Raw genomic sequence first — 23,161 nt, 5'->3', positions numbered from 1 at the left:
CCGTTCGACCACCCGCACCCGGCTCCGGACGACCGGTCAGGCGCGCCTGCGCGCCGCCTCGTAGAGCACGATCCCGGCCGCGACACCGGCGTTCAGCGACTCCGCCCCACCCGGCATCGGGATCCGCACCCGGAGGTCGCAGGTCTCGCCGACCAGCCGGGACAGGCCCTTGCCCTCGCTGCCGACGACGATGACGACGGGCCCCTCCAGGGCGTCCAGGTCGCCGAGTTCCGCCTCGCCGTCCGCCGCGAGGCCGACCACCGTGATGCCCGCCTTCTGGTACGACTCCAGGGCGCGGGTCAGGTTGGTGGCGCGGGCCACCGGCGTACGGGCGGCCGTGCCGGCGGAGGTCTTCCAGGCACCCGCGGTCATACCGGCCGCGCGCCGCTCGGGGACGACCACGCCGTGCCCGCCGAAGGCGGAGACGGAGCGGACGACCGCGCCGAGGTTGCGCGGGTCGGTGACCCCGTCGAGGGCGACGATCAGCGGGTCCTCGCCCTGGTCGTAGGCGGCGTCGGCGAGGTCCTCGGGGTGCGCGTACTCGTACGGCGGCACCTGGAGGACCAGGCCCTGGTGGTTGAGCCCGTTCGTCATCCGGTCGAGCTCGGGGCGCGGGGCCTCCATGAGGTTGATCCCGCCGCGCTCGGCCGCGAGCTGGAGCGCCTCACGGACCCGCTCGTCGTTGTCGATGAACTGCTGGACGTAGAGCGTGGTGGCGGGCACGCCCTCGCGCAGCGCCTCGACGACCGGGTTGCGGCCGACGACGAGCTCGGAGGACGACCTGCCCGAGCCGCGCCGCTGCTGCGGGCGGCCCTGGCCACGGCGAGCCTTCGCCTGGGCGGCGCGCTGCTTGGCGTGGCCCTTGCGCATCTCGGCGGGGGGCGTGGGCCCCTTGCCCTCGAGCCCCCGGCGCCGCTGGCCGCCGCTGCCGACCTGCGCGCCCTTCTTGCCGGACATGCGGCGGTTGTTCCCGGCCATGACCTACCTGTCTGTTGAAGCGTCGTACGTACGTCTATGCAGTGTGCCGCCCGGGAGGCCGGGCGGCACAATCGATCTTCCGTGCTGACGGGCGGGCTCAGCGCGCGCCCAGGCTCCAGCGGGGTCCCTGCGGGCTGTCCTCGATGACCAGGCCGGACTGGTTCAGCTGGTCGCGGATGGCGTCGGCGGTCGCCCAGTCCTTGCGGGCACGGGCCGCCTCGCGCTGGTCCAGGACCATGCGGACCAGGGTGTCGACCACGCCGTGCAGGTCCTCGCCGCGCTGCTCTCCCCCTCCGGCCCAGTGCGGGTCCAGCGGGTCGAGGCCGAGGACGCCGAGCATGGCGCGGACCTCGGCGAGCCGGGCCACGGCGGCCTCCTTGTCGTCGGCGGCGAGCGCGCTGTTGCCCTGGCGGACGGTGGTGTGCACCACCGCGAGCGCCTGTGGCACGCCCAGGTCGTCGTCCATCGCCTCGGCGAACGCGGGCGGCACCTGCTCGGCCGGCTCGACCGGGCCGGCCTTCTCCACCACGCGCTGGACGAAGCCCTCGATCCGGGCGAACGCGGACTCGGCCTCGCGCAGCGCCTCCTCGCTGTACTCGATCATCGAGCGGTAGTGCGGAGTGCCCAGGTAGTACCGCAGCACGATGGGCCGCCACTGCTTGACCATCTCGGAGACCAGCACGCTGTTGCCCAGCGACTTGGACATCTTGTCGCCGGCCATGGTCACCCAGGCGTTGTGCACCCAGTACCGGGCGAATTCGTCGCCGTAGGCCTTGGCCTGGGCGATCTCGTTCTCGTGGTGCGGGAAGATCAGATCCAGGCCGCCGCCGTGGATGTCGAAGGCGCTGCCGAGGTACTTGTGCGCCATCGCCGAGCACTCCAGGTGCCAGCCCGGGCGGCCCGGCCCCCACGGGGTGGGCCAGGTCGGCTCGCCCGGCTTGGCCGCCTTCCACATGGCGAAGTCGCGCGGGTCGCGTTTGCCGGTCTCGCCCTCGCCGGAGGGCTGGAGCAGGTTGTCGAGTTCCTGCCGCGACAGCTCCAGGTAGCCGGGGAAGGAGCGCACGTCGAAGTAGACGTTGCCGTCGGCGGCATAGGCGTGACCGCGTTCGATGAGCCCCCGCATCATCTCGATCATCTCCGGCACATGGCCGGTGGCGCGGGGCTCGTAGGTGGGCGGCAGGCAGCCGAGCGCGGTGTAACCGTCGTCGAACGCGCGCTCGTTGTCGTAGCCGATCGCCCACCACGGGCGGTGCTGCTCGTGCGCCTTGGCGATGATCTTGTCGTCGATGTCGGTGACGTTGCGGATGAACGTCACCTCGTAGCCGCGGTGGGCGAACCAGCGGCGCATGATGTCGAAGTTCAGCCCCGAGCGGATGTGCCCGATGTGCGGGGCCGCCTGCACGGTGGCACCGCACAGGTAGATCGAGACACAACCCGGCTCGAGCGGGGTGAAGTCACGGATCTGCCGGGCGCTGGTGTCGTACAGGCGAATGGTCACCACTCCAGGGTAGTGGGCGCCGGGCAGTGCCTCGCTTGCCTCCCCGCCGTTTTGTGCCCGCTGCTTTTCCGCACGGGTTCCGCACCTTCCCCGCGCGGGAGGGCGGCGGTCACAGGATCCCGACGACCTTCCGCGGTCTGATCCGTACGATCACGCGCTCGGCGTCCTGCGCCGAGGAGGGGTTGAACTCGGCGTACTTCTTGCCGGTGTACTTCAGGGACAGCTCGTCGATGAGCTGCCGGCCGCCCGCGGTGGTCATCTCGGCGATGCCGCGGATCTCCGCGTACTCGTAGGGCGATTCGGGGTCCTGGACGACGACGCTCGCACGGGCGTCGCGGTCGAGGTTCTTCTTCTTGCGGCGGTCGACGGTGGTGGAGACGAGGACGTCGTCGCCGTCCCGCTTCGCCCATACCGGGGACAGCTGCGGGCTGCCGTCGGGCTGGATCGTGCCGAGGACGACGAAGACGGGACCGTCCAGCAGTGACTTGAGCCGGTCGGGCAGGGCGGCGGACATGGGGGACCTCCGTGAGCCTGGTCGCGCGTCGGGTGCCCGCGTCGGGGGCGAGGCGTACGCGGGTACCCTCGCACGCCGTCAGCCCGCGCGCACCACGAGCGCCGTGGCCACCGCCATCAGTCCCTCGCCGCGGCCGGGGAAGCCGAGCCCGTCGGTGGTCGCGCCGGAGACGGTGACCGGCGCTCCGGCGGCCTCGGACAGGACCTTCTGAGCCTCGTCCCGGCGCTTGCCGATCTTCGGCCGGGGGCCGACGACCTGCACCGCCACGTTCCCGATCCGGAAGCCCGCCGCGCGCACGATCCGCGCGGCCTCCGCCAGCAGGGTGACCCCGGACGCGCCGGACCACTCCGGGCGCCCGGTACCGAAGTGCTGACCGAGGTCGCCGAGACCGGCGGCCGAGAACAGCGCGTTGCACGCGGCGTGCGCGACGACGTCGGCGTCGGAGTGCCCGGCCAGTCCCGGGCCCTCGCCCTCCCACTTCAGGCCCGCGCACCACAGCTCGCGGCCCTCCTCGAAGGCGTGGATGTCGGTGCCGATGCCGACCTGGGGAAGCAGGGGCGCGTCAGAAGCCATCGTTCAGCCTCCGCCGGGCCAGGACCGCCTCCGCGAGGACCAGGTCCAGCGGGCGGGTGACCTTGAAGGCCTCCTCGTGGCCGGGCACGGCCACGACCCGCTCGCCGAGCTGCTCGACCATGCTCGCGTCGTCGGTGACGTCGTCGGTGACGGTCTCGTGGGCGCGGACCAGCGTCGCCCGGTCGAAGCCCTGCGGGGTCTGCACGGCCCGCAGCCGCGACCGGTCGGGCGTGGACACCACCGGCTCGGGACCGCCGGGCACCGCCGCGGGCTCGACCTGCTTGACGGTGTCGGCGAGCGGCAGCGCCGGCACGACGGCGCCCGCCCCGGCCTGCACGGCCTCGATGACCGCGTCCACGGTGTCCACCGGCACCAGCGGGCGGGCCGCGTCGTGCACGAGGACGATGTCGTGGCCCGGCGGCAGCGCGTCCAGGCCGAGCCTGACCGACTCCTGGCGGGTCTCGCCGCCCGGCACGACGAGGAAGTCCGTGCGCTCGGGCAGCGCGTGCGCGTCGAGGAGCGACTTGACCTCGGCGGCGCCGTCGGGCGGGGCCACGACGACGACGAGGGAGACCGCCCGGGAGGCGGCCATGGCCCGCACGGCGTGAATGAGCATGGGCGTGCCGTTCAGCGTGCGCAGTGCCTTGGGGGCGCCCGGACCGAGGCGTACGCCCCGGCCGGCGGCCGGAATCACGGCGGCGACGGGGGCTCCCGGCCTGCCGCTCGTGGGTGAGGGGCGCGAATCGTCAGACATGGTTCCTGTCAGGTTTGTGTGGCGGCCCGGCGTGGGTATGGCCTGGGGGAGCGCCCCCCTGCTCGCAGAGCCGGGGGGAGTGCCGGGCGCGCGGCCTCGACCGGACCCTTCCGTGACCCTGGTCGAGCCGACTGCCCGGGCCCTGCACACAGTATCGGGGGGGTTCCTCCCCCGCCGTACGGCATGGAGGACACCCACGCGGACGCGCGCGGGTACGAACATGCCGCAGCGCCCGGCGACGTGAAACGCGCCATCGGGCACCGCGGCATTTTCTGTGCTGAACTGAGGCGGGTGTGACAGTCGCCTCGCGTCAGGACGCGAGAACCTCGTCGAGCAGGGCCTCGGCCTTGTCCTCGTTGGTGTTCTCCGCGAGGGCGAGCTCGCTCACCAGGATCTGGCGGGCCTTGGCGAGCATGCGCTTCTCACCGGCGGAGAGTCCGCGCTCACGCTCGCGACGCCACAGGTCACGCACGACTTCCGCGACCTTGATGACATCGCCGGAGGCGAGCTTCTCCAGATTTGCCTTGTAGCGACGCGACCAGTTCGTGGGCTCCTCGGCGTACGGAGCACGCAGGACCTCGAAGACCCGGTCCAGCCCGTCCTGACCGACCACATCACGCACGCCGACGAACTCCGCATTGTCCGCTGGCACACGCACCGTCAGATCACCCTGGGCGACCTTCAGCACCAAGTAGGTCTTGTCCACGCCTTTGATCTGGCGAGTTTCGATAGCCTCGATCAGCGCGGCCCCGTGATGGGGATAGACCACGGTGTCGCCAACCTTGAACGTCATGTGACAGGTACCCCTTCCGTGGCTATCCAGGGTAACACGGATACAGCGTCTTCTGAATGGCGTTTTCGCAGGTCAGGGCATATCTCGGGGCTTGACAACAGCGACAGGGACGTGCTTCGGAAGGGTCCCGGGGGTCAAGGGGAAGCAGGTATTCGCAGGTCGGAGGGGCTCTGCACGCGGGGTGAAACGCGTACGTTACACGCATCCGACGCCCTGTCCAAACGGCTGAACATCCCGTTTTGTCTGGTTCCAAGCGCTCGACTTCCGCTACTCCGTTCGGTGCTCCTGAGTCGCCTTCGGGACGAATCCGGAATTGATCACGCCGTTCGTACCATCGACCGGCCGGACGGCCGGTGATCAATTCCCGCCCCCGGCGCGCATTCCTTCACCGGAAATCCCCAGCAGGCTGATGACGGGCTATGAGCGGGCTATGCGGAGAGGCGCTAATGGGAAAGGGCGGACGGTCGCGCGGCCAATGCGCGGGTGCCGCACGGACCCGGTCGCGCGACCGGATTCGGGGCGCCGGGACGGCTGCGCCGTGGGGGTGCAGGGTGCGGCGGGAGGCCCAGGGGGCGGGTCGGGTGCGGGGCCGTGGGAACGGCTCGGTAACCTATGGCCGCTGACAGACGCTTAGGGCGGCTTTATAAGGGAGCCGCCCTGTTCCGCCCACGTTCAAGGAGTTGCCGCCGCCGTGAGCAGCAGCCTTCGACGCGGCGCCCTCGCCGCCGCCGCCATCGCGTTCTCGATCGCCTCGCTCGCCGCGTGCGGTGCCGGCAACGATGCCCAGACGCTCCAGATCCACCCCGACAACGCGGCCACGACGGTCGGCACGATCAAGATCCAGAACGCGGTGGTCGTCACCCAGCCCGGCGTTCAGACCAAGGGCCCGGCCGTGATCATCGCGACCCTCTTCAACAACGGCACGACCGACGAGACGCTGGACGCGATCCGTGTCGACGGCGACGGCTCCGCCCAGATCACCCCGGCGCAGGGCAGCGGCAAGCTGACCATCCCCGCGCACGGCTCCGTGGTCCTCGGCGGCAAGGGCAACGCCTCCGCCGCGCTGACCAACCCCGGCCCGGTGCTCAAGGACGGCAACGCGCAGAAGATCACCTTCTCCTTCAGCAAGACCGGTGACGTGAGCCTGCGCGCCTTCGTGGTCCCGGCCGAGAGCTACTTCGACAAGTGGGGCCCGAGCAACATCCCGGCGGCCCCCGGCGAGCCGGCCGCGTCCCAGTCCGCAGCGGGCAAGCCGTCGGACCAGCAGTCCGAGTCGGCCTCCGCGTCGGGCGACGCCGCCGCGACCCCCGGCGACTCGGCCTCGCAGTCGGCGGCCGGCAACTGAGTCCCACTTCACGACAAGGGCGGCACCCTCTCCAGGAGGGTGCCGCCCTTGTCGTAGGGGGACGGCCGGTGCGCGCGGCGCGGCCCGCGGCGGTCTACGGCTCGAACTTGTAACCGAGCCCCCGGACCGTCACCAGGTAGCGCGGGGCGCCCGGGTCCGGCTCGATCTTCGCGCGCAGACGCTTGACGTGGACGTCCAGCGTCTTGGTGTCGCCGACGTAGTCGGCGCCCCAGACGCGGTCGATGAGCTGCATCCGGGTCAGGACCCGGCCGGCGTTGCGCAGCAGCATCTCCAGCAGGTCGAACTCCTTGAGGGGAAGGTCGACCTTGGAGCCGGAGACGGTGACGACGTGCCGGTCGACGTCCATGCGGACCGGCCCGGCCTCCAGGGCCGCCGGAGTGACCTCCTCCGGCTCACCGCGCCGACGCAGCACCGCGCGGATACGGGCGACCAGCTCACGGGAGGAGAACGGCTTGGTGACGTAGTCGTCCGCGCCTATCTCCAGGCCGACGACCTTGTCGATCTCGCTGTCCTTGGCGGTCACCATGATCACGGGGACGTTGGAGCGGCCGCGCAGCTGGCGGCACACCTCCGTGCCGGGCAGGCCCGGCAACATCAGGTCGAGGAGGACGAGGTCGGCGCCGTTGCGCTCGAACTCGTCGAGTCCGTCGGGCCCGGTGGCCGCGACGGCGACCTCGAAGCCCTCCTTGCGGAGCATGTACGACAGGGCGTCGGAGAAGGACTCCTCGTCCTCGACGACGAGCACTCGGGTCACGGAAGGACCTCCGGGGCGGGAAGCGGTTCGTAAGGGGTTGGTTCGGTGAGTGGCTGCCCGGCCTCCTCGTCGAGGGCGGGGTACTGCTGCGCGCGGTCGCGGGCCTCTCGCGCCGCGGCAGCCTCCGGCAGCCGCAGGGTGAAGGTGGAGCCCTGTCCCTCGGCGCTCCACAGGGTGATCTCCCCGCCGTGCGAGGCGACCACGTGCTTCACTATCGCCAGACCCAGGCCGGTGCCCCCCGTGGCACGCGACCGGGCCGGGTCGACGCGGTAGAAGCGCTCGAAGATGCGCTCCTTGTCCTTGTCGGAGATGCCGATGCCCTGGTCGGTGACGGCGATCTCGATGAGGTCCCCGCCGGGGACGTTGACCCGGCGGGCGGCGATGCCGACGCGGGTGCGGGACGGGGAGTAGTTGACGGCGTTCTCCACGAGGTTGCCGAGGGCGGCGGCGAGCTGCCCGCGGTTGCCCCACACGCGCAGGTCGGCGGTGCCGCCCGCGCGTCGCCCGCCACCACCCTCATCGAGCCCTTCGGGCGCCACCATGTTCGAGGCCATCGTGATCTGCTTGGTCCCCGCCTGGTGGCGGCAGCGGTCGATGGCCTCGGCCACCAGCTCGTCCACCCGGACGGGCTCGGCGTCCTCCAGCGGGTCGTCGTTCTGCACCCGGGAGAGGTCGATGAGCTCCTGCACCAGATTGGTGAGCCGGGTCGCCTCGATCTGCATCCGCCCGGCGAAGCGCTCCACGGCCTCCGGGTCGTCGGAGGCGTCCATGACGGCCTCGGACAGCAGGGAGAGCGCGCCGACGGGTGTCTTCAGCTCGTGGCTCACATTGGCGACGAAGTCGCGTCGCACGGCCTCGATGCGGCGGGCCTCGGTCAGGTCCTCGACCAGGAGCAGGACCAGCCGGGAGCCCAGCGGCGCGACGCGCGCGGAGACGGCCAGGGCCTCGCCGCGTCCGGTGCCGCGCCGCGGCAGGTCCAGCTCGACCTGCCGTATCTCTCCGTCCCTCCTGGTGTCCCGGGCCATCTGGAGCATCGGCTCCACGGCCAGCTTGCCGCCACGGACCAGCCCGAGGGCGTACGCTGCGGAGCTGGCCTTGACCACGGCGTCGGCCTCGTCGAGGACGACCGCGGAGGAGCGCAGAACGGAGAGGACGGTGTCCACACCCGGCGGCAGAACCGGGTCGGTGTGCAGGGAGGTACGGGTCGGGCGCCTCTGCTCGCGCTCGCTCCAGCGGAACGCCAGCATGGCGATGACGCCGGTGAGCACTCCGGCGATCGCTGCCGCTGCGGCGACCGCCGCGTTCACGTCCATGCGTCCAGGTTAGGCACGGGACAGGACCGGACCACAGCCGTCGAGGCGCGAGCTCGGACACTCGTCGCCCAGAGTTCACCTTGGAGCCGGTAATGGTTCATTTGGGGTGACGGAAACGGACGCGTAGGCCCCGGACCGTGGGAGCGTGGGGTTCGCACCGCGGGCTCCGCTGCGGCCCCCCGGCCCCGGAAACCCCTACGAACCCCCGAACGACGACGCACGAGAGGGAACCCTGATGCGGGACGCGTACCACGAGGAACTTGACTCGATCGGCGACGGTCTGGTGGAGATGGCCCGGCTGGTCGGGTCGGCGATCGGGCGCGCCACGACCGCCATCCTGGACGCCGACCTGAAGCTGGCCGAGAGCGTGATCGAGGCCGACCAGCGGGTCGACGAGCTCCAGCACGACCTGGAGGCCCTGGCGATAGCCCTGCTGGCCCGGCAGCAGCCGGTGGCGACGGACCTCAGGATCGTCGTCACCTCCCTGCGCATGTCCGCCGATCTGGAACGTTCGGGCGACCTGGCCCAGCACGTGGCCAAGCTCGCCCGGCTGCGCTTCCCGCAGCGCGCGGTCCCGCAGGACCTGCACGCCACCATCCTGGAGATGGGGCAGCTGGCCCAGCGCCTGATGGCGAAGGCGGCCGAGGTGATCGTGACCAAGGACGTCGACCTGGCCCTCCAGCTGGAGCAGGACGACGACGAGATGGACCTGCTGCACCGCACCCTCTTCACGCACCTGATCGACGACCGCTGGAAGCACGGCATCGAGACCGCCGTGGACGTCACCCTGCTCGGCCGCTACTACGAGCGGTACGCCGACCACGCGGTGGCGGTCGCCAAGCGGGTGGTGTACCTGGTGACCGGCGAGCACGCGGACGAGCTCCAGCAGGACATCCAGCCGGTGACGGGGGTGGAGGGCGCCTGACAGCCGGGGGCCGGCGCGAAGCTGGGACGCCAGGGCGTGCACGAGCCACCGTGCGCCGTTGATGCGCCCAGTGCGGCGGGCATGGAATGGGCAAAGGCACCAGCCTCGAGGAGGGACCCATGACCGAATCCCCCAGCACCACGCCCGACCCCACGCAGGAGCGCGAGACCGAGCAGCCAGCCGAGATCAGGAGCCTCCCGCTCTTCGGCGCCTGCGGCTGCGGCTCGGGCTGCGGCTGCGGGTGCCAGTCGGGCGGCCCCTGCCAGTGCGGCTGACGGGCCGCCGCCCACCACGTCCATCCACAACCGCACCGCGGCGCACGTCGCCGCGGTGGTCGCAGGGCCCCAATGCTCCAGCGGGGCCCTGCGCCGTATGTACCCGCGCCCGTACCGGCACCGGCTGTTACCCACTGGGGAGTGACGGCCGCGCCGCGACCGGGGTGGCGCCCCATGGCGTACGCGCGCGGCGGCTCAGTGCCCGCAAGGACCTTCCCGCCGGCGGCCCGTCAACCGCCCGTGTTCGGCGACTGAATGAGCCCTACAGTCAACAGTCACAGAGATATGGACACTCTGTAACACCGGTCGGGAATTACCCACATGTCCTGGAATCAGCGGACAAGGTGTGAGGGCGCGGCCAGCCGGCCGCCACCGCACAGCGCACACCTTCCCGCGCGGCTCGTCCCCGCGGGCGGAGTGTGCTCGCACCAAGCAGGGAGAGCCTGTGTCCGTTTCCGTTTCTGTGACGGCTCGTCGTCTGGCCGCCACCGCTGCCGCTGCCGGAGCACTGGTCGGTACGGTGGCGCTGCCGGCGTCCGCGGCCGACCACGCCCCGCGCCCGCACCGCCAGAACCTGGTGATCAGCAACGTCCACCTCGGCTCCGAGGGCCGCGACCACCGCTCCAACCGCGCCCTGAACCAGGAGTGGGTGGCGATCACGAACAACAGCCGTCAGAACGTCAACCTGCGCGGCTGGACGCTGTCCGACAAGCACGGCCACACCTATACCTTCCGCCACTTCCGTCTCAACGGTCACTCCACCGTCCGGGTCCACACCGGCGTGGGCCGCGACACCCACAGCGACCTGTTCCAGGACCGGCACCACCAGATCTGGGACCGCCGCGACACCGCCACCCTGCGCAACGAGCGCGGCCGCGTGGTGGACACCGCCACCTGGAACGCCAACCACCGCGACGCCCGTGACAACCGCGACACCCACCACGACCGCAACCCCCACGGCGGCCGCCACTGACCCCGGGCACCCCCTGCTGACAACCCGGGCAGGCCCCGGCCACTGAAAGGCCCCCTGCCGGCGGAGTTTCCGACCGGCAGGGGGCCTCTTCGCACGGACTGCCTCAGCCTGCGGAGCACTTCTTGGCGGCGACTTGGAACTCGGGAGTCTTGAACTTCTGTGCCTGGTGGTCGGATACATCGACTTCCGCCGTCGTCGGATCGGGATCCGGATACTCGGGGAACCCGTTCTCGCGCACGCAGGCACTGAACTTCCGGGACTTGGCCACGACCGCGCTCGGAGCAGGCGCCGGAGATGCCACGTCGGGCAGGAGGTCCACGCACTTCGCCTCGGCGCTGGTCATGGACGCGTCGTCGTTCTTGTCCTTGTCCACACGGAGTTGGCCGTCGTCCCGCGCCTCCAAGATGAGGCCGTTCTTCTCCAAGCACCTGTAGTAGGCCCGCTCCTGAGCGCTCGGAGGAGGGGACTTCACCTGCTCGGCCACGGAGAGACCGCTGCCGGAGCATCCGGTGACGAACAGTGAGGCGAAGAGCGCAACCGCCCCGATTCCGGGCAGGGTTGGGCGAACGGACATTCAGACTCCCATGAGCGAGGGCATATGCGTATACCGTCCACGGGACAGTGCCACCAGGGCTCATGGCGGTCAACTTCTCAGCACCACTGCGAACCCTCGCGGTCCGGGACGATCTCCACATGAAGCAGGCCGTCGTCCGCACCCTCTATGCCCAGGTAGGCGGTTGTCCCGCCCATCGACTTGGTGAAACGGTCCTTCGGATCAGCCCCCTACGGGGCCGCACCCAGCACCGCCGCGCCCGCCATCGCTTCGGTGAGCCGGTCCTCGTCCTCGCCGCAGCCGCGAAGGCCGTGCGAGTGACCGTCAGTACGGATGGTGGTTCGGCTTGTCCCGCCACGCCTGGTAGGCCTCGGCGCCCAGTTCGGGGTACATCTGCCGCAGACTGATGCTCCGCTGGTCCGGAGGCCGCTGGAAGTCCTCGTACTGGAAGTCGTCGCTGAACCCGATCTCCTCGGTGGCTTTCCAGTCACAGCTGTAGTAGACGGCTTCGATTCGCGCCCAGTAGATGGCGCTCATGCACATGGGACAGGGCGCGCCGCTGGTGTAGATCGAGCATCCCTGGAGCATGCGGGCACGCTCCGGCAAGATGTCCGGGGACCCGTCGGGACGGGGCACCAACTCCAGTGTGTACTCGTTCTGGTGGTCCTCCGAGACCGTGGGAGCATCCGGGTTGAGGTACTGAATGGCCTTGCGTATGGCTTCTACCTCACCATGCGCGGTTGGGTCCGCCGTGAGCAGCACGCGGTTCTGGCCGCGAGCGATCACCTCGCCATCATGAGTGATCACCGCACCGAAAGGGCCTCCCCAGCCGTTATCGACCGATTCGGTGGCCAAACGCGCCGCTTCGGCCAGGTACTCCCTGTGTCCCATCTCGGCGCCTCCGATCCCACATCACTTTTGCGGCATATACGGTTTTTATCTACTCTAGGAAGCGTGAGTCCTCGTGCAACTCCTGGCTCCCACGATGACAGCGCGACTGTCGTGATCTCACAGAAGGTCCGTCCGGGATGTGAGGACGACTACCGGCGCTGGCAGGATCGAACCAACGAGGTCGCAGGCGAATTCGACGGGTTCGAGGGCGCGGAGCAGTACCCTCCGCCCTCCGCCGAGGGAAATGAGTGGGTCGTCGTCTTTCGCTTCTCCCATCTGGATCAGCTGACCGCGTGGATGGGCTCCGATACGCGCCGTGAACTCCTCCAACAGGGACGCGACCTCTTCGAGGAGGCCCCCACGCAGGAAGTTCTCGCGGGTGGCACGCCGGTCCATGACGCCGTCACCGCGGTGGTCTCGCACGACGTGCGACCTGACCAGGAGCGGGCATTCGTGACCTGGCAGGAGAAGATCCTGTCGGCTCAACGGAAGTTCCCGGGCTTCATGGGCTCGGAGTTGTTCCGGCCCGTGAAGGGGGTCCAGGACAAGTGGGTCGCCGTCTTCCGCTTCGACACCCGTCAACATCTGGACAGGTGGCTCGAATCCACGACCCGTCGAAAGCTCCTCGACGAAGGGCGAGGCGCCTTCGTGTCCTACGACGTGCGCAAGGTAGGTTCCGCGTTCGGCAGTTGGTTCCGCTTCGAGCAGGATACGGAAGAGGGTGCTCCGCCCAACTGGAAGCAGGCCATGTCCGTCGTGCTGGCCCTCTATCCCACCGTCGAGGTCCTCAACCTCGTGGTGGGTCCCCCACTTGCTGCTCTTGGCCTGCCCGGATATCTCGCCTTGTTCATCTCGAACGTGTTGAGCGTGTGCATCCTTACATGGCTGCTGATGCCGTTGGTGAACAGAGCCCTCGCCTTCTGGCTGATGCCCGGCCAGGCGCGATCCCTCCGCATTGACGTGGCAGGTGCCGCAGTGGTGGCGATCTGCTGGCTCGCGTTCGTCGTGATCTTCGGCCTGACCACCGGCTGACCGTCGGCCCCGGGAGATGCTCACGACGAGGAGGTCGTCATGAGCGAACACAACTGGCGCTCACGGATCGAGGGCGCGCTCCTCCGCAGGGGCGACGCGGACTACGAGACCGCCCGTGCGCGCGCACTGTGGAACGAACTCAAGCCGGAACGGTACCCGGATGTGATCGTCCGAGCCGCCTGCGAGCGGGACGTTCAGGAAGTCCTGAAGCTGGCCGTGTCCCGCGGACTGCGACTCGCCGTACGCGCAGGCGGACACAGCTGGTGCGGTTTGGGTCACATGCACGGCGTCAGCCGGCGGAAGCGGCCCGCCATCGCGCGGTGATGCGCCCCTCTTCCATGTCCCACCGCTCCTTGGCTACGCCGTGATTGAGCAGCTTCCGAAGTTCCCACGGCAAGCGGCCAGTCTGCCAGCCGAACGACAGCGCCCCTCGCAGACCACCGCATTAGGAGTTCGATCCGAGCCCGTTCCGGCTGCTGCCGTCGACGGGAGCGACGGCCGGACGGAGGCCCTGTGGTACGCCCCCGTCCGGCGTCGTTGATGTCAGCCGTAGATGTCAGGTCGCCCCTCGATGCGAACCACGGGCACCACGGCCGTTGTGAAGATGATCTCGGCTGGGCAGACCCGGAGCCCCGAACGGGGCCGGTTCAGGAGAAGGACGGCGCCAGAGGAGAATGACTCAGGAGGCGGACGGCTCGATCTCCCCCGCGAAGACGATGACCTGGTCGATGAGGCTCCGCCGCAGATGGACGACGTCCGTTCCCGCCAGGCGGGGGCCTCCATCCGGCGTCGTGAAGACCCACTGGTACCGGGCCCACTCGTCCGGCATGTCCACCGCCGAACAGCGCACCATCGTGCCGGTCCCCGCGGGGTGGCGCCGGATGTCCAGCACGAACCGCTCGACCGCCTCGATCCCCTCACTGCGGCCCAACGGTCCCCAGAAGACCACGTCCGAGGTTAGGGCCTGGGAGAGCAACGCAGTCACATAGCTGTCGTCCGAGGCGTTGAACGCGGAGATGAACGTGTCGATCGCGGACCGCGCGGTCTCTTCCTGCATGCACCAGTAATACCAGTCGCCTCGCGGACCGCGCTCGTCCCGTGAGCCGTCTCCCGACCACGGTGAACCATCCCGGTCACAGCACTAGCGACCACAACCGCTGGTGACCAGCACGTTAGCGGATAGCGGCCCGTCTGGGCAGACCCCGGATTTGGCCTGCTGGGCCCGTTCGTCGGGGCGCCGGCCGGGTCGCTATCGGGCCGAGGCGTGCCGCCTGATCGCCGCTTGTCGCTTGTCGTCCTCCTGACCACATGACCCACTTCTCAGCCCGCGGGCGCCCGGAAACCGGCTCTGACCTGGGATGCGACAAGCGACAAGACAAGACAAGCGACAAGCCAGACGACAAGGGAGACGACAAGAACTCGGTGCTGGGCGAGGGCTTCGCCAACGGTGTGGTCTGCGTCGTGCCGGCCGGGCAGTAGGGCCCGGACGACGGCGGGCTGCTGCTCCGCACGGTGTACGGACCCCGTACCGTTCCCGGCGATGCCGTTGTGCGGGAGGGGCGAACATGGGACGCGGGTGGGGTTGGCTGGGCATCGCCGTAGGCGCGGCCGCGGTGCTGGGGCTGCTGGCGATACCCAACGGCGGTGGGGGCAACGCGTACGGCGGCGCCCTATGCGCGTCGGTGATCGGGGGTCCGGACCGTGATCAGCCCATCACCACGCTCATGGGCGGGGTCGACGAGGCGGACACCAAGGAGGCCATCCGCACCGCCCTGCTGGATTGCGAACGCCGACGCGGCAGCCGCCTCGGCTGGGCCCTGGCGGTGGCCACCCCCACGGCCATACTTCTCGGCGGCCTCCTGGCCACCCTCCCGCCCCGGGGCCGCCGGGCGGCGGAGCCGGACTACCGCTGAGCTGCGCCTGCCGCAATGTTTGGTGCGGCGGCGTGCCCATCACCGCTCTAGGAGCGAGGTTGGCGATCAAGGGCCTGGCCTGCGGGTCCCGCCATGGACGGACCCCGGCACCACGTACCCCTACATACCCTGATTCCCCGTGAGTCCCCGTTCCATCTGGCACGACTGTGGCGGGCCTGTCAGCTACTCCGCGCATGGGGGCTGACGGGGCCTCAGGGTTTCCTGGGATCCACCTGGGCGCGCAGTTGGGGCGGGCGAAGCCGGCCGGATTCGAACCGGCGTCCTCGCGATTTTGGAGACCGCGCGCGACGACCTCTGCGCTACGGCTTCGCCCGGCGGGGATCCTAGCCCATCGCGTTTCGGGACAGACCCGGCTTTCGGCACTCCCAGCGCTGCTAGGTCGGTGGGGTCTCTACGACCTGGTCAAGTCGTCGGGCTGCCCCTCGATGCGAACTACGGGCGGGAGGGTCGCTGAGGCCCTACAGCATGGTCAAGCGGTCGCTGGAGGACGGCCCAGTCGGTTGAGAGTCGGCGCGGTTGTGTAGCGCGCTGCTGTACGCTCCCCACACTCAGAACGGCTACGAGCCCCAGAACATTGGCGAGTGCGGTCAGCGCATCAGCCACAGCGCGCCAATCGATCACGACGACCACGACAGTGATCACCCACAGCTTGCGGTTCGGGTTTGACACGCCCCACGGGGCAAGAGTCACACTCATACGGAGCCTCCTACGGCTTGTGCCCACCCTCCGCCTGTGCCCGGTAAGCCTGCGGATGGGTGGGCTTCTTCATGACGTCGCCCATAGTGGCTGGTAGGCCAGGGGATACGCAAAAGACTCCCTGACTCCAAATGCCCGCCAATGGCCGCCATTTCACTGGGAATTGAGACGCCATTTGCGTCTTACAGCACCTCGGCACGAGCAGCGGCTTCGCATTTGTTGATCACGATAGGAGCGCAAGGGACCCTAATAACATGATCTGGCTCCCGTGATCCCCCATGACCTGCAAAACACCCCAGATCCCATCAAAGCGACCATCAATCCGTTACCTTTTAGTTATCCAGCCGTCCCCCTCGGCCCTTCACAGGTGCGCGATGTCCCGAGTGCGGGAGGTTGCCCGCGCGGTTGGCGTAGCGACTGTTGACCTGGAGCCGCTTTGGCGCGAGTGATCATGGGCATGCAGCCAAGCATGTTGGGAGCCGGCGCTTAGAAGGTGCGGGCACACGCCAGCTGCCTGGCCCGGCACTCCAGTGTCAGCTCCGCACCAAGCTGCTGAGTGCCGTCTACGTCCGCGCTCGTTGCCGTCAGCATTGCCGTCACTGCCGTCGGCTTCCTGCCTCTGTGGCCACCATCTTGGGAGCGAGTGGTGGCACAGTTGTGCGTAAGTGACTCTCCTGATACGGCAACGTGCGCCGGTGTTGCCGTCAAGCTGAGGAGGTCGGCGCTGCAGCCAAGCTCGCTCAGTAGCCCCAGGCGCGGCAGGCGTAGGGCCATCGCCCACCCACCCTCCAGGACGTTTGGATAACCGGTCTGCCGCGTGGGCGAGCTAACTTCGTCGCAGCACACCCCCTCAGCTACCCCTCGCAGCTACCGCCCTCAAGGGTTCCTCGCTGGCAGTCGCCCGAGAACCCATGATCTGCCGAAGGTGGCCAGAAGGTGTGTCAGCACATGCAAACTGCTGCCGTCACCGGCATCGGATGCAAAACTGTCTACTCAATCTTGCCGGCACAGGGGGATGCATGACCGACGAAGCAACCGCATCGGGAGGAGTGCCCGAGCTAGCGTCGAAGCGGGGTATCTATGACTGCGACGACGCCTACCGGACACCGTCAAAGGCAGATTACGAACGGCTTTTTGCATCCGGAATCATCGTCCTTGACACCAACGTTCTTTTGAATCTTTACCGCTCCAACGGGCGCACTCGCAAGGACACCTTCACAGTCCTCGGTAAGGTGAAAGAGCGCCTTTGGATACCCCACCAGGTCCTCTCCGAGTTTTGGCGTAACCGAGACCTACCCTCCGTGCGCGGCCACCACAAATCTAAGGCCCGAGACGCCTGCTCCGCTCTCGACAAGACTTCGCGCGCCATGAAGGACGCGCTGGATCGCTGGCTGAAGGACGTTCATCTCATCAACGATGATCAAGCCAATCAACGCGTTAATGCGGCCAGGGAATCGGTAACCAAGACGCTGGCGCAGTTGAAGGACTTCATTGAAATTCAAGCTCAAAAAGATGCCCTAGAAGGAACCGCTTCGACGCTTACCGACCCAATCCTTCAGAGCCTAGAGCCCCTCCTAGAAGGGAGAGTCGGAAGCGCCTTCACGGAAGAGGAGTACTCGAAAGCCCTCACCGAAGCTACCCGGCGGGCGAACGAAAAGATCCCACCGGGCTACGAAGACAGCGCAAAAGATCCGGAGCGAGCGGCCGGTGATTATCTGGTTTGGGCGCAGCTTCTCAACGAGGCCGAACAGCGCAGGCAGGATGTGCTTCTTGTCACCGGAGACGTAAAGGAAGACTGGTGGGAGTCACTTGACGGTCGCGGACTTGCGCGGCCGAGAACTGAATTGCGAGTCGAGCTAAGAAGGCGAGCAGGCGTAGATTTGTATATGATGACACCTAGTCAGCTACTCACGCAAGCTGATCGCGTCTTCGGATTGAAGGTTGACGAGCGGTCCGTAAATGACCTGGCAACGAGTGAGGCTGTCGAATCGGCCAAGTGGTTGCCTGCGTCCCTGGTTTCGACCATTCCGTCGCTTCTGGTGCAGGCGCACGAACGAGCCGCACAGGCGGCAAATGTTGCGGGCACGAAGAGATCGCCGTATGGGCAGGTTATCCAAGCCGCCTTCTTGGAGGATATCAACGATGCCGTGAGCGCTCTTGGCGGGATATCTGCTTTTGTAAACGGTGAGACATACCCTGCTATCGGTGATCGCCTGCTTTTCCCGTTCCGATACTCGGCTCACCGCGCGAACGTAGATCATGCTCTGAGATACCTGAACAACCGGAAATCCATGCAGTACACCCTAGCTGCTCTCCTTCGTGAGCCCACAGCTCTGGCTTTCTCGGAAATCCGCCTGAAAACTGAAGTGCCAGGCCTAATGAGTCCACCTAGTCCTGACATGAGGCCCGTGTTGATTCTGTATACGTCAAACGCAGAGGAAGGAGTCCTGCAAGCCTACTTGGCGACGCTGGTGATTGACCACAGAGGGGAATTGGATTTTGAGTACGTGCGGGAGATTTGAAGTTCCCTCCTATGACCAGGCTCTCTGTTGCGCACCGTATACCTATGCTGTGGAGCACGCGGATCGTCCTGGGACGACTCTCGTCGTCACCACGAACCAGCCTCACATTGGCAACTGGCTCGGGCGTCCGGGCAATCCGGTACTGCCCTCCGGTGTCGCCGATGCCATCGAGTCTGCCCTACGACAGAGTTGGGCTCCCACGCCTGTGGGTACACCGTTTCGCCTTGACCAGCCTGCCGGCTTCTCTCCCTCGCCTTGAGCTGGCTGGCGGGTGAGCACCGCTTTAGGAGTTCGATCCGAGCCTGCTCTGGCTTCGGCCAGCGACTGGGGCGACAGTCGGACAGAGACGCTGGTGTACGCCTCCGTCCGACGTCGTTGATGTCAGCCGTGGATGTCAGAAGCCTTCGGATCCGCAGCTCTATGTGGATCGGTCGGTGGCGGTCATACCTGTTGCGCTACGCCCTTACGCGGTCGCTGCTGGGCGGGGGCGGATGCTTTGGTTGCGGTACTTCGCTGCTGTACCGCAACCCCCGAGCAGGAAGGCGACGAAGGCTGTTGCATCGGCGTAAGCACCGATGATCCTGGCGAAGGGCTCCGATACGAGCACCATCACGATGATGACTGTGATGAGCCATCGGCGCCGACGCGCGTTTGACACAACGGGCAGGGCAGGGGTCACACTCATTGCTGAGCCTTTCTAGAGGTTCGTTGCCCACCCGACCGCTCGTGCCGGCAAGCCTGCGCGGTGCGGGTGGGCTCTCTGCTGGAACGAGACCGTAGCAACGCGTAAGCCAGCCGCGCGGTCACCCCAAGCGGGCACCGGTAACTCTCAGCTGCAAATGCCTGTTTCTAGATCGCGCTGTGTGACCATCTAAGCGCCTTAGGGAGCGCTTCACGGTGAGCTAAGTTCGCCTGAGCCGAACTTATGAGTTCACCGCTCACAGTTTGTAGCCAGTCAAAGCCGTCCAGATCTGTCCGATTCCCGCCTGCCATCGCGACGGCTCGGCAGCAGGGGCCAGGCTCCCGGACTTCACTGCCGTGCCGAGCACCAGGTGCACGCTTTCCAAGACTGTTGGTGGGCTGCTGTGGGATGTCCGAGTCCGTTCACCTGCGTGCATGCCAGACCACCGACCGAAGTTGACCAACCTCGGCGTACCGTCGCGGTCGGCTCCGAACGACGGTGAATGAGACGGAAATTGAGACGGACTTCCACCCATGCGTGTCCCGCTCCTACCCAGTTGACGGGTACGTTCGTCGGGCCGTCCTAGCGTTTGTCGGCGCGCGGAGGCACGACCGTACCCGCACCGCCTATGCGTCGACCGTCACCCGCTCCCTCAGCCTGTCGGACCGGTGCCATTTACAGATGCGCGCGGCAGGGCCGGGCCCGTAGCGTGGCCGCATGCCGAAACCTCAACACATCGTGCACATCACCGAGCGCTCTCTATGGGAGACGGCCCGTGAGTCCGGCACCTACGAGATATCCACCCGCGGCCGCACACTCCAACAGGAGGGGTTCGTCCACTTCTCCACCCGCGACCAGCTCCCGCGTATCGCGGCCTTCCTCTACGGCGACTACGAGGGCCCCGACGAGTTGGTGGTGCTGGTCGTGGACCCGGCCCGGCTTGATGTCCCGCTGAGGTACGAGGCCATGCCGCCGAACGGCGAGGAGTTCCCGCACGTGTACGGGGCAGTGCCGGTCGAGGCCGTGGTGTGCGTCGAGCCCTGGGGGTGAGCGAACAGGGAGGGGTGCGCCGCTGCTTGGTGTTGGTGATGACCGAGGGCCAGGAGAGCTAGCAGTGAGAGCAGGTTCGCTAGAGCCCCAGTTTGGAAGACGGCGTATGCGGATGGCGGCTGACCTGGCAACTCCCTGACCTGAGCCGGAGCGCGATCGACGCTGCTGTTCCCCGTGAATCCCCGCTGCGTCCCGCCGGACCGGGCACGCAAGGGGCATGACTGAGCATGGAGCGATGCCGTTCCTTTCAGGGCCTTAGGCCCGACCACCGCCCAGGACCGTGCCGATCAGGGCCTCCGCCGGCCCAGGAGCGCCGGCGAGCCGCCCGGCCTCGCGAATCTGCTCCTCATCCAGGGCCCCGGCCTTCGCCAGCTGGATCGCCTCGTGGATGCCGTCTCCGTCGCCATGCGCGAGCATGACGAAGAACCAGCGCACCGCCTGCACCGGGTCCGGCGCGGTGCCGAAGCCATCGCGGTACCAGCAGGCGGCGGCATTCATCGCCCCCGTATGCCCGCGCTCGGCCGCCCAGACGTACCAACCCAGTGCCTCCTCGTCCCGGTCCAGCGCTGACAGCCGGTCTGCGAGCACGGCACCGGCGACGACGAGCCCCTCCCGCGCGGCAGCCTCGAACAGCCGTAGGGACTCGTTGGGGTCGTCGAGCAGTTGGGCGAGGTTGAACATGCCGTAGGCGTCCCCGCCCTCGGCGGCCGCCCGGAACAGCTCGGCGGCACGCTCGCGGTCCTCTTCGACGCCGAGCCCCATCACCAGCATGTGCCCGTAGGCGCGCTGTCCGGCCGGGAGCCCGGCCTCAGTCGCCGCGCGAGCATAACGCACGGCCATGGGCAGGGCCGACTCGTCGAAATACTCCAGATAGATCCCGGCGAGCAGCGCGGCGGCCTCCGCCGACCCGCCGTCCGCCAGCGGTACGAGCTCGACGGTCACCCGGGTCGCCAGCTCAGCGCCCTCCGCACTGCCCTCCATGGCGGCCCGGACGAAGGCGTGCCCCGCGGCTACCCAGTCCCCGACCTCGGCGGCCCTTCGCCCCTCGTCCATATGCATGCAGAGACTTTAAGGCCATTGTCCGGCGCGCTACAGGCGGGGCCATTAGACGGGCACTGAGGTCGGCGGAGCGGCTTTTGGGCTGGAGCTGCCTTGGCGCGAGTGATCATGGCCCCGTAAGCTTCCGGCGCGTCGGGCAGTCAGTTGACCTGCCCGTTAAAGCACGACGTTGGGGCCATGATCTTCGAGGCTCGCGCCAAGGTGGCTGCCTGAAAGCCGTGGAGCCGACCGCCCCAGCCACGACGTGTTCTGACCTCATGCACTGTGTGCCTGCCTCTTGGGCGGGAGCGGGCGGTCAGCGTGCAGGTGCGGCAGTTGCAGGAGAACGGTGTCCGTGGGTCATACGCCCGGACGATCTACTCCAACGTGCGCGCGGCGCTCAGCGCGGCAGTGGACGACGGCCACCTGCCCCGCAACCCGTGTGCCGCCCGGTCCGTCCGGCCACCGACCGTCGACAACAAACGCATCGTGCCCTGGACGCCCGAGCGGGTCTTCGCCGTCCGGGCCGCCATGCCCGAGCGCTTCCAAGCCATGGTCGACCTGGGCGGCGGCTGCGGGCTCCGCCAAGGCGAGATCCTGGGCGTGGCCGTCGACGCCATCGACTTCGACTCGGACACGCTCCACGTGGTCCAGCAACTGAAGCTGAGCCGCAGCAAGGCCGTGTTCGCGCCTCCGAAGGGCGGCAAGCTGCGGGACGTGCCGCTTCCCGGACCCGTCGCCGATGCCCTTCGGGAGCACATGAAACGGTTCCCGCCGGTCGAGATCACCTTGCGGTGGAAGGTGACTGACGGGCCTCCGGTGACCAAACGGCTCATCTTCACTGGGCCGCGTGGCGGGCACGTCTGGCGTACGTCGCTCAACGAAGAGACGTGGAAACCGGCGCTCGCTGCGGCCGGCGTCATCCCCGTTCCCGAGCGGGGCCAGCCGTACGCGGAGTCACGCGAGAACGGCATGCACGCGCTGCGCCACTTCTACGCCTCGGTGCTCCTGGACGCCGGGGAGAACGTCAAGGCTCTCGCCGAGTACCTGGGCCACTCGGACCCGGGCCTGACGCTCCGCGTGTACGCGCACCTGATGCCGTCCAGCCAGGAGCGCACCCGCAAGGCAGTTTCGGCCGTCTTCGCCTGACCAGAGGACGCGCTGCACCACCTCACGCGCTTTGCCCAGCTCGACAATTTCACGGCCTGTGAATCAGCGAAGCTGGCATTTGGAATCAACAACCGTGTTTTGACACCACCCGCGTCAAAGTTACGGCCCGTGAATCAGCGAAGCTAGCATTTGGAATCACCAAACCGTGATTTGACACCACCCGCGTCAAAGTTACGGCCCGTGAATCAGCGAAGCTAGCATTTGGAATCACCAAACCGTGATTTGACACCGCCCGTGCCAAAGTCACGTCACACGTTCGCCTCCCCGTTCCGCCTGGCTGCCCGGCCGGGCGGGCGGCCGGGCGGCGGGGAGAGCGGCCGGGTAGCAGGGCGGCCGGGCGCCGCAAGCCCGTTTCGACGCTTTCACGGTTCTGCGGTTTTCTGCGGGCGCCACGACTCTCCCCTGCCAGACAGTGCGTCGCCGTTCTGATAGTGCCGCGAGACTGAAGCGAAGGGCTCACTCGGACAGTTTTAGCTGCGGGTTTGTTACACCCCCCGATAGGCCGCTAAAGTCCCGTACGCTGCCGGGGAGAACAAACGGGGCCACTCACTGGCATGAGCGGCCCCTTACCCCCGTCGGTGCAATTATTCCCTGCCCTACAGGAGAAATCATGCGCCCTACGGAGGACCCCATGCTGCCACGTCGCGGCCTGCGTCTCGACCTCATCCCTCGTGAGCTGCACCTGAGCGTCGTCGGCTTCGGCGGCTCGGCACTGGCCATGTGGGTTGGCGCCGAACCGCTCGCCGTCTTCCCGCTGGCCTTCCTCGTGGCAGTCCGGGTGAGGATCCGCCGCATCTGAGCGCGACGGCCCACACACGGCCCGGGTACGTAGAAGAGCCCCCTCCCAACGGCAACGCCGCAGGCAGGGGGCTCCTTC

Annotated in this window: 23 protein-coding genes, 1 tRNA gene and 1 pseudogene; 12 read left to right on the top strand and 13 right to left on the bottom strand. The window is 68.0% G+C overall.

Features of this window, described 5'->3' with window-relative positions; all coding sequences use genetic code 11:
* Positions 1-36: 36 nt before the first annotated feature.
* The 6 genes from rlmB to ACFY4A_RS13940 all read right to left on the bottom strand — a co-directional run bounded on the left by rlmB (position 37) and on the right by ACFY4A_RS13940 (position 5,110).
* Positions 37-978, bottom strand: coding sequence for a 23S rRNA (guanosine(2251)-2'-O)-methyltransferase RlmB (rlmB, locus tag ACFY4A_RS13965; protein WP_390829665.1), 942 nt, complete (start codon positions 976-978; stop codon positions 37-39).
* Positions 979-1,075: 97 nt separating this feature from the next.
* Positions 1,076-2,476: a cysteine--tRNA ligase gene (gene cysS, locus ACFY4A_RS13960; protein ID WP_390829664.1), complete on the bottom strand. Its 1,401-nt coding sequence runs from the start codon at positions 2,474-2,476 to the stop codon at positions 1,076-1,078.
* 109 nt (positions 2,477-2,585) lie between these two features.
* Entirely contained in the window at positions 2,586-2,990 is a 405-nt protein-coding gene (locus tag ACFY4A_RS13955; protein ID WP_390829663.1) for a PPOX class F420-dependent oxidoreductase, read from the bottom strand.
* Between the two features lie 78 nt (positions 2,991-3,068).
* On the bottom strand, positions 3,069-3,563 hold the full coding sequence (gene ispF / locus ACFY4A_RS13950; RefSeq protein WP_361424710.1) for a 2-C-methyl-D-erythritol 2,4-cyclodiphosphate synthase: 495 nt from the start codon (positions 3,561-3,563) through the stop codon (positions 3,069-3,071).
* The gene (ispD, locus tag ACFY4A_RS13945) at positions 3,553-4,317 is read right to left on the bottom strand and encodes a 2-C-methyl-D-erythritol 4-phosphate cytidylyltransferase (RefSeq protein ID WP_390829662.1); all 765 of its coding nucleotides are present in this window, start codon (positions 4,315-4,317) and stop codon (positions 3,553-3,555) included. The genes ispF and ispD overlap by 11 nt, the downstream gene beginning before the upstream one ends.
* Before the next feature lie 310 nt (positions 4,318-4,627).
* The gene (locus tag ACFY4A_RS13940) at positions 4,628-5,110 is read right to left on the bottom strand and encodes a CarD family transcriptional regulator (RefSeq protein ID WP_003953493.1); all 483 of its coding nucleotides are present in this window, start codon (positions 5,108-5,110) and stop codon (positions 4,628-4,630) included.
* Between the two features lie 691 nt (positions 5,111-5,801).
* Here ACFY4A_RS13940 and ACFY4A_RS13935 point away from each other — a divergent pair.
* Positions 5,802-6,455 carry a copper chaperone PCu(A)C gene (locus ACFY4A_RS13935; protein ID WP_390829661.1) on the top strand — a complete coding sequence of 218 codons (654 nt, stop codon included), beginning with the start codon at positions 5,802-5,804 and terminating at the stop codon, positions 6,453-6,455.
* Between the two features lie 94 nt (positions 6,456-6,549).
* Here ACFY4A_RS13935 and ACFY4A_RS13930 read toward each other — a convergent pair whose 3' ends face one another.
* Both ACFY4A_RS13930 and ACFY4A_RS13925 read right to left on the bottom strand, forming a co-directional pair.
* On the bottom strand, positions 6,550-7,230 hold the full coding sequence (locus ACFY4A_RS13930) for a response regulator transcription factor (protein ID WP_010358452.1): 681 nt from the start codon (positions 7,228-7,230) through the stop codon (positions 6,550-6,552).
* A complete protein-coding gene (locus tag ACFY4A_RS13925; protein ID WP_390829660.1) occupies positions 7,227-8,543 on the bottom strand; it encodes a sensor histidine kinase in 1,317 nt (438 codons plus the stop codon). Before ACFY4A_RS13925 ends, ACFY4A_RS13930 begins: the two co-directional genes overlap by 4 nt.
* A gap of 235 nt (positions 8,544-8,778) precedes the next feature.
* Between ACFY4A_RS13925 and phoU the strand changes: the two genes are divergently transcribed.
* The 3 genes from phoU to ACFY4A_RS13910 all read left to right on the top strand — a co-directional run bounded on the left by phoU (position 8,779) and on the right by ACFY4A_RS13910 (position 10,716).
* A complete protein-coding gene (gene phoU, locus ACFY4A_RS13920; protein ID WP_390829756.1) occupies positions 8,779-9,468 on the top strand; it encodes a phosphate signaling complex protein PhoU in 690 nt (229 codons plus the stop codon).
* Between the two features lie 119 nt (positions 9,469-9,587).
* A complete protein-coding gene (locus ACFY4A_RS13915; protein WP_390829659.1) occupies positions 9,588-9,743 on the top strand; it encodes a hypothetical protein in 156 nt (51 codons plus the stop codon).
* Positions 9,744-10,188: 445 nt separating this feature from the next.
* Positions 10,189-10,716 (top strand): lamin tail domain-containing protein, encoded by a 528-nt coding sequence (locus ACFY4A_RS13910; RefSeq protein ID WP_390829658.1) that lies wholly within the window; start codon positions 10,189-10,191, stop codon positions 10,714-10,716.
* A gap of 103 nt (positions 10,717-10,819) precedes the next feature.
* Here ACFY4A_RS13910 and ACFY4A_RS13905 read toward each other — a convergent pair whose 3' ends face one another.
* Together ACFY4A_RS13905 and ACFY4A_RS13900 are read right to left on the bottom strand one after the other, a co-directional pair.
* Entirely contained in the window at positions 10,820-11,200 is a 381-nt protein-coding gene (locus tag ACFY4A_RS13905; protein ID WP_390829657.1) for a hypothetical protein, read from the bottom strand.
* A 393-nt stretch (positions 11,201-11,593) separates the two neighbouring features.
* A complete protein-coding gene (locus tag ACFY4A_RS13900) occupies positions 11,594-12,160 on the bottom strand; it encodes a nucleoside deaminase (protein ID WP_390829656.1) in 567 nt (188 codons plus the stop codon).
* A 111-nt stretch (positions 12,161-12,271) separates the two neighbouring features.
* On the opposite strand from ACFY4A_RS13900, the gene ACFY4A_RS13895 reads away from it, so the two are divergent.
* Positions 12,272-13,192, top strand: coding sequence for an antibiotic biosynthesis monooxygenase (locus ACFY4A_RS13895; RefSeq protein WP_390829655.1), 921 nt, complete (start codon positions 12,272-12,274; stop codon positions 13,190-13,192).
* 39 nt (positions 13,193-13,231) lie between these two features.
* Positions 13,232-13,516 carry a hypothetical protein gene (locus ACFY4A_RS13890; protein ID WP_390829654.1) on the top strand — a complete coding sequence of 95 codons (285 nt, stop codon included), beginning with the start codon at positions 13,232-13,234 and terminating at the stop codon, positions 13,514-13,516.
* 355 nt (positions 13,517-13,871) lie between these two features.
* Here ACFY4A_RS13890 and ACFY4A_RS13885 read toward each other — a convergent pair whose 3' ends face one another.
* On the bottom strand, positions 13,872-14,249 hold the full coding sequence (locus tag ACFY4A_RS13885; RefSeq protein WP_024757633.1) for a nuclear transport factor 2 family protein: 378 nt from the start codon (positions 14,247-14,249) through the stop codon (positions 13,872-13,874).
* 251 nt (positions 14,250-14,500) lie between these two features.
* On the opposite strand from ACFY4A_RS13885, the gene ACFY4A_RS13880 reads away from it, so the two are divergent.
* Entirely contained in the window at positions 14,501-14,671 is a 171-nt protein-coding gene (locus tag ACFY4A_RS13880; RefSeq protein WP_390829653.1) for a hypothetical protein, read from the top strand.
* Positions 14,672-14,757: 86 nt separating this feature from the next.
* Entirely contained in the window at positions 14,758-15,105 is a 348-nt protein-coding gene (locus tag ACFY4A_RS13875; RefSeq protein WP_390829652.1) for a hypothetical protein, read from the top strand.
* Between the two features lie 255 nt (positions 15,106-15,360).
* Here the strand turns inward: ACFY4A_RS13875 and ACFY4A_RS13870 are convergent.
* Positions 15,361-15,435: transfer RNA gene (locus ACFY4A_RS13870), tRNA-Trp, on the bottom strand.
* A gap of 1,406 nt (positions 15,436-16,841) precedes the next feature.
* Here ACFY4A_RS13870 and ACFY4A_RS13865 point away from each other — a divergent pair.
* On the top strand, positions 16,842-18,344 hold the full coding sequence (locus ACFY4A_RS13865) for a PIN-like domain-containing protein (RefSeq protein WP_390829651.1): 1,503 nt from the start codon (positions 16,842-16,844) through the stop codon (positions 18,342-18,344).
* A 1,399-nt stretch (positions 18,345-19,743) separates the two neighbouring features.
* Positions 19,744-20,076, top strand: coding sequence for a DUF952 domain-containing protein (locus ACFY4A_RS13860; protein ID WP_390829650.1), 333 nt, complete (start codon positions 19,744-19,746; stop codon positions 20,074-20,076).
* A gap of 255 nt (positions 20,077-20,331) precedes the next feature.
* On the opposite strand, the gene ACFY4A_RS13855 is transcribed toward ACFY4A_RS13860, so the two are convergent.
* Positions 20,332-21,135, bottom strand: a complete 804-nt coding sequence (locus ACFY4A_RS13855; protein ID WP_390829649.1) for a tetratricopeptide repeat protein — start codon at positions 21,133-21,135, stop codon at positions 20,332-20,334.
* A 306-nt stretch (positions 21,136-21,441) separates the two neighbouring features.
* On the opposite strand from ACFY4A_RS13855, the pseudogene ACFY4A_RS13850 reads away from it, so the two are divergent.
* A pseudogene (locus ACFY4A_RS13850) lies at positions 21,442-22,263 on the top strand (tyrosine-type recombinase/integrase); the annotation flags it as partial.
* Positions 22,264-22,915: 652 nt separating this feature from the next.
* On the top strand, positions 22,916-23,083 hold the full coding sequence (locus ACFY4A_RS13845) for a hypothetical protein (RefSeq protein WP_390829648.1): 168 nt from the start codon (positions 22,916-22,918) through the stop codon (positions 23,081-23,083).
* The last annotated feature ends 78 nt before the right edge of the window (positions 23,084-23,161 follow it).

The sequence above is a fragment of the Streptomyces sp. NPDC001292 genome, from assembly GCF_042896465.1.
Taxonomy (GTDB): Bacteria; Actinomycetota; Actinomycetes; order Streptomycetales; family Streptomycetaceae; genus Streptomyces.
This window is presented reverse-complemented; position numbering and strand designations above follow the sequence as displayed.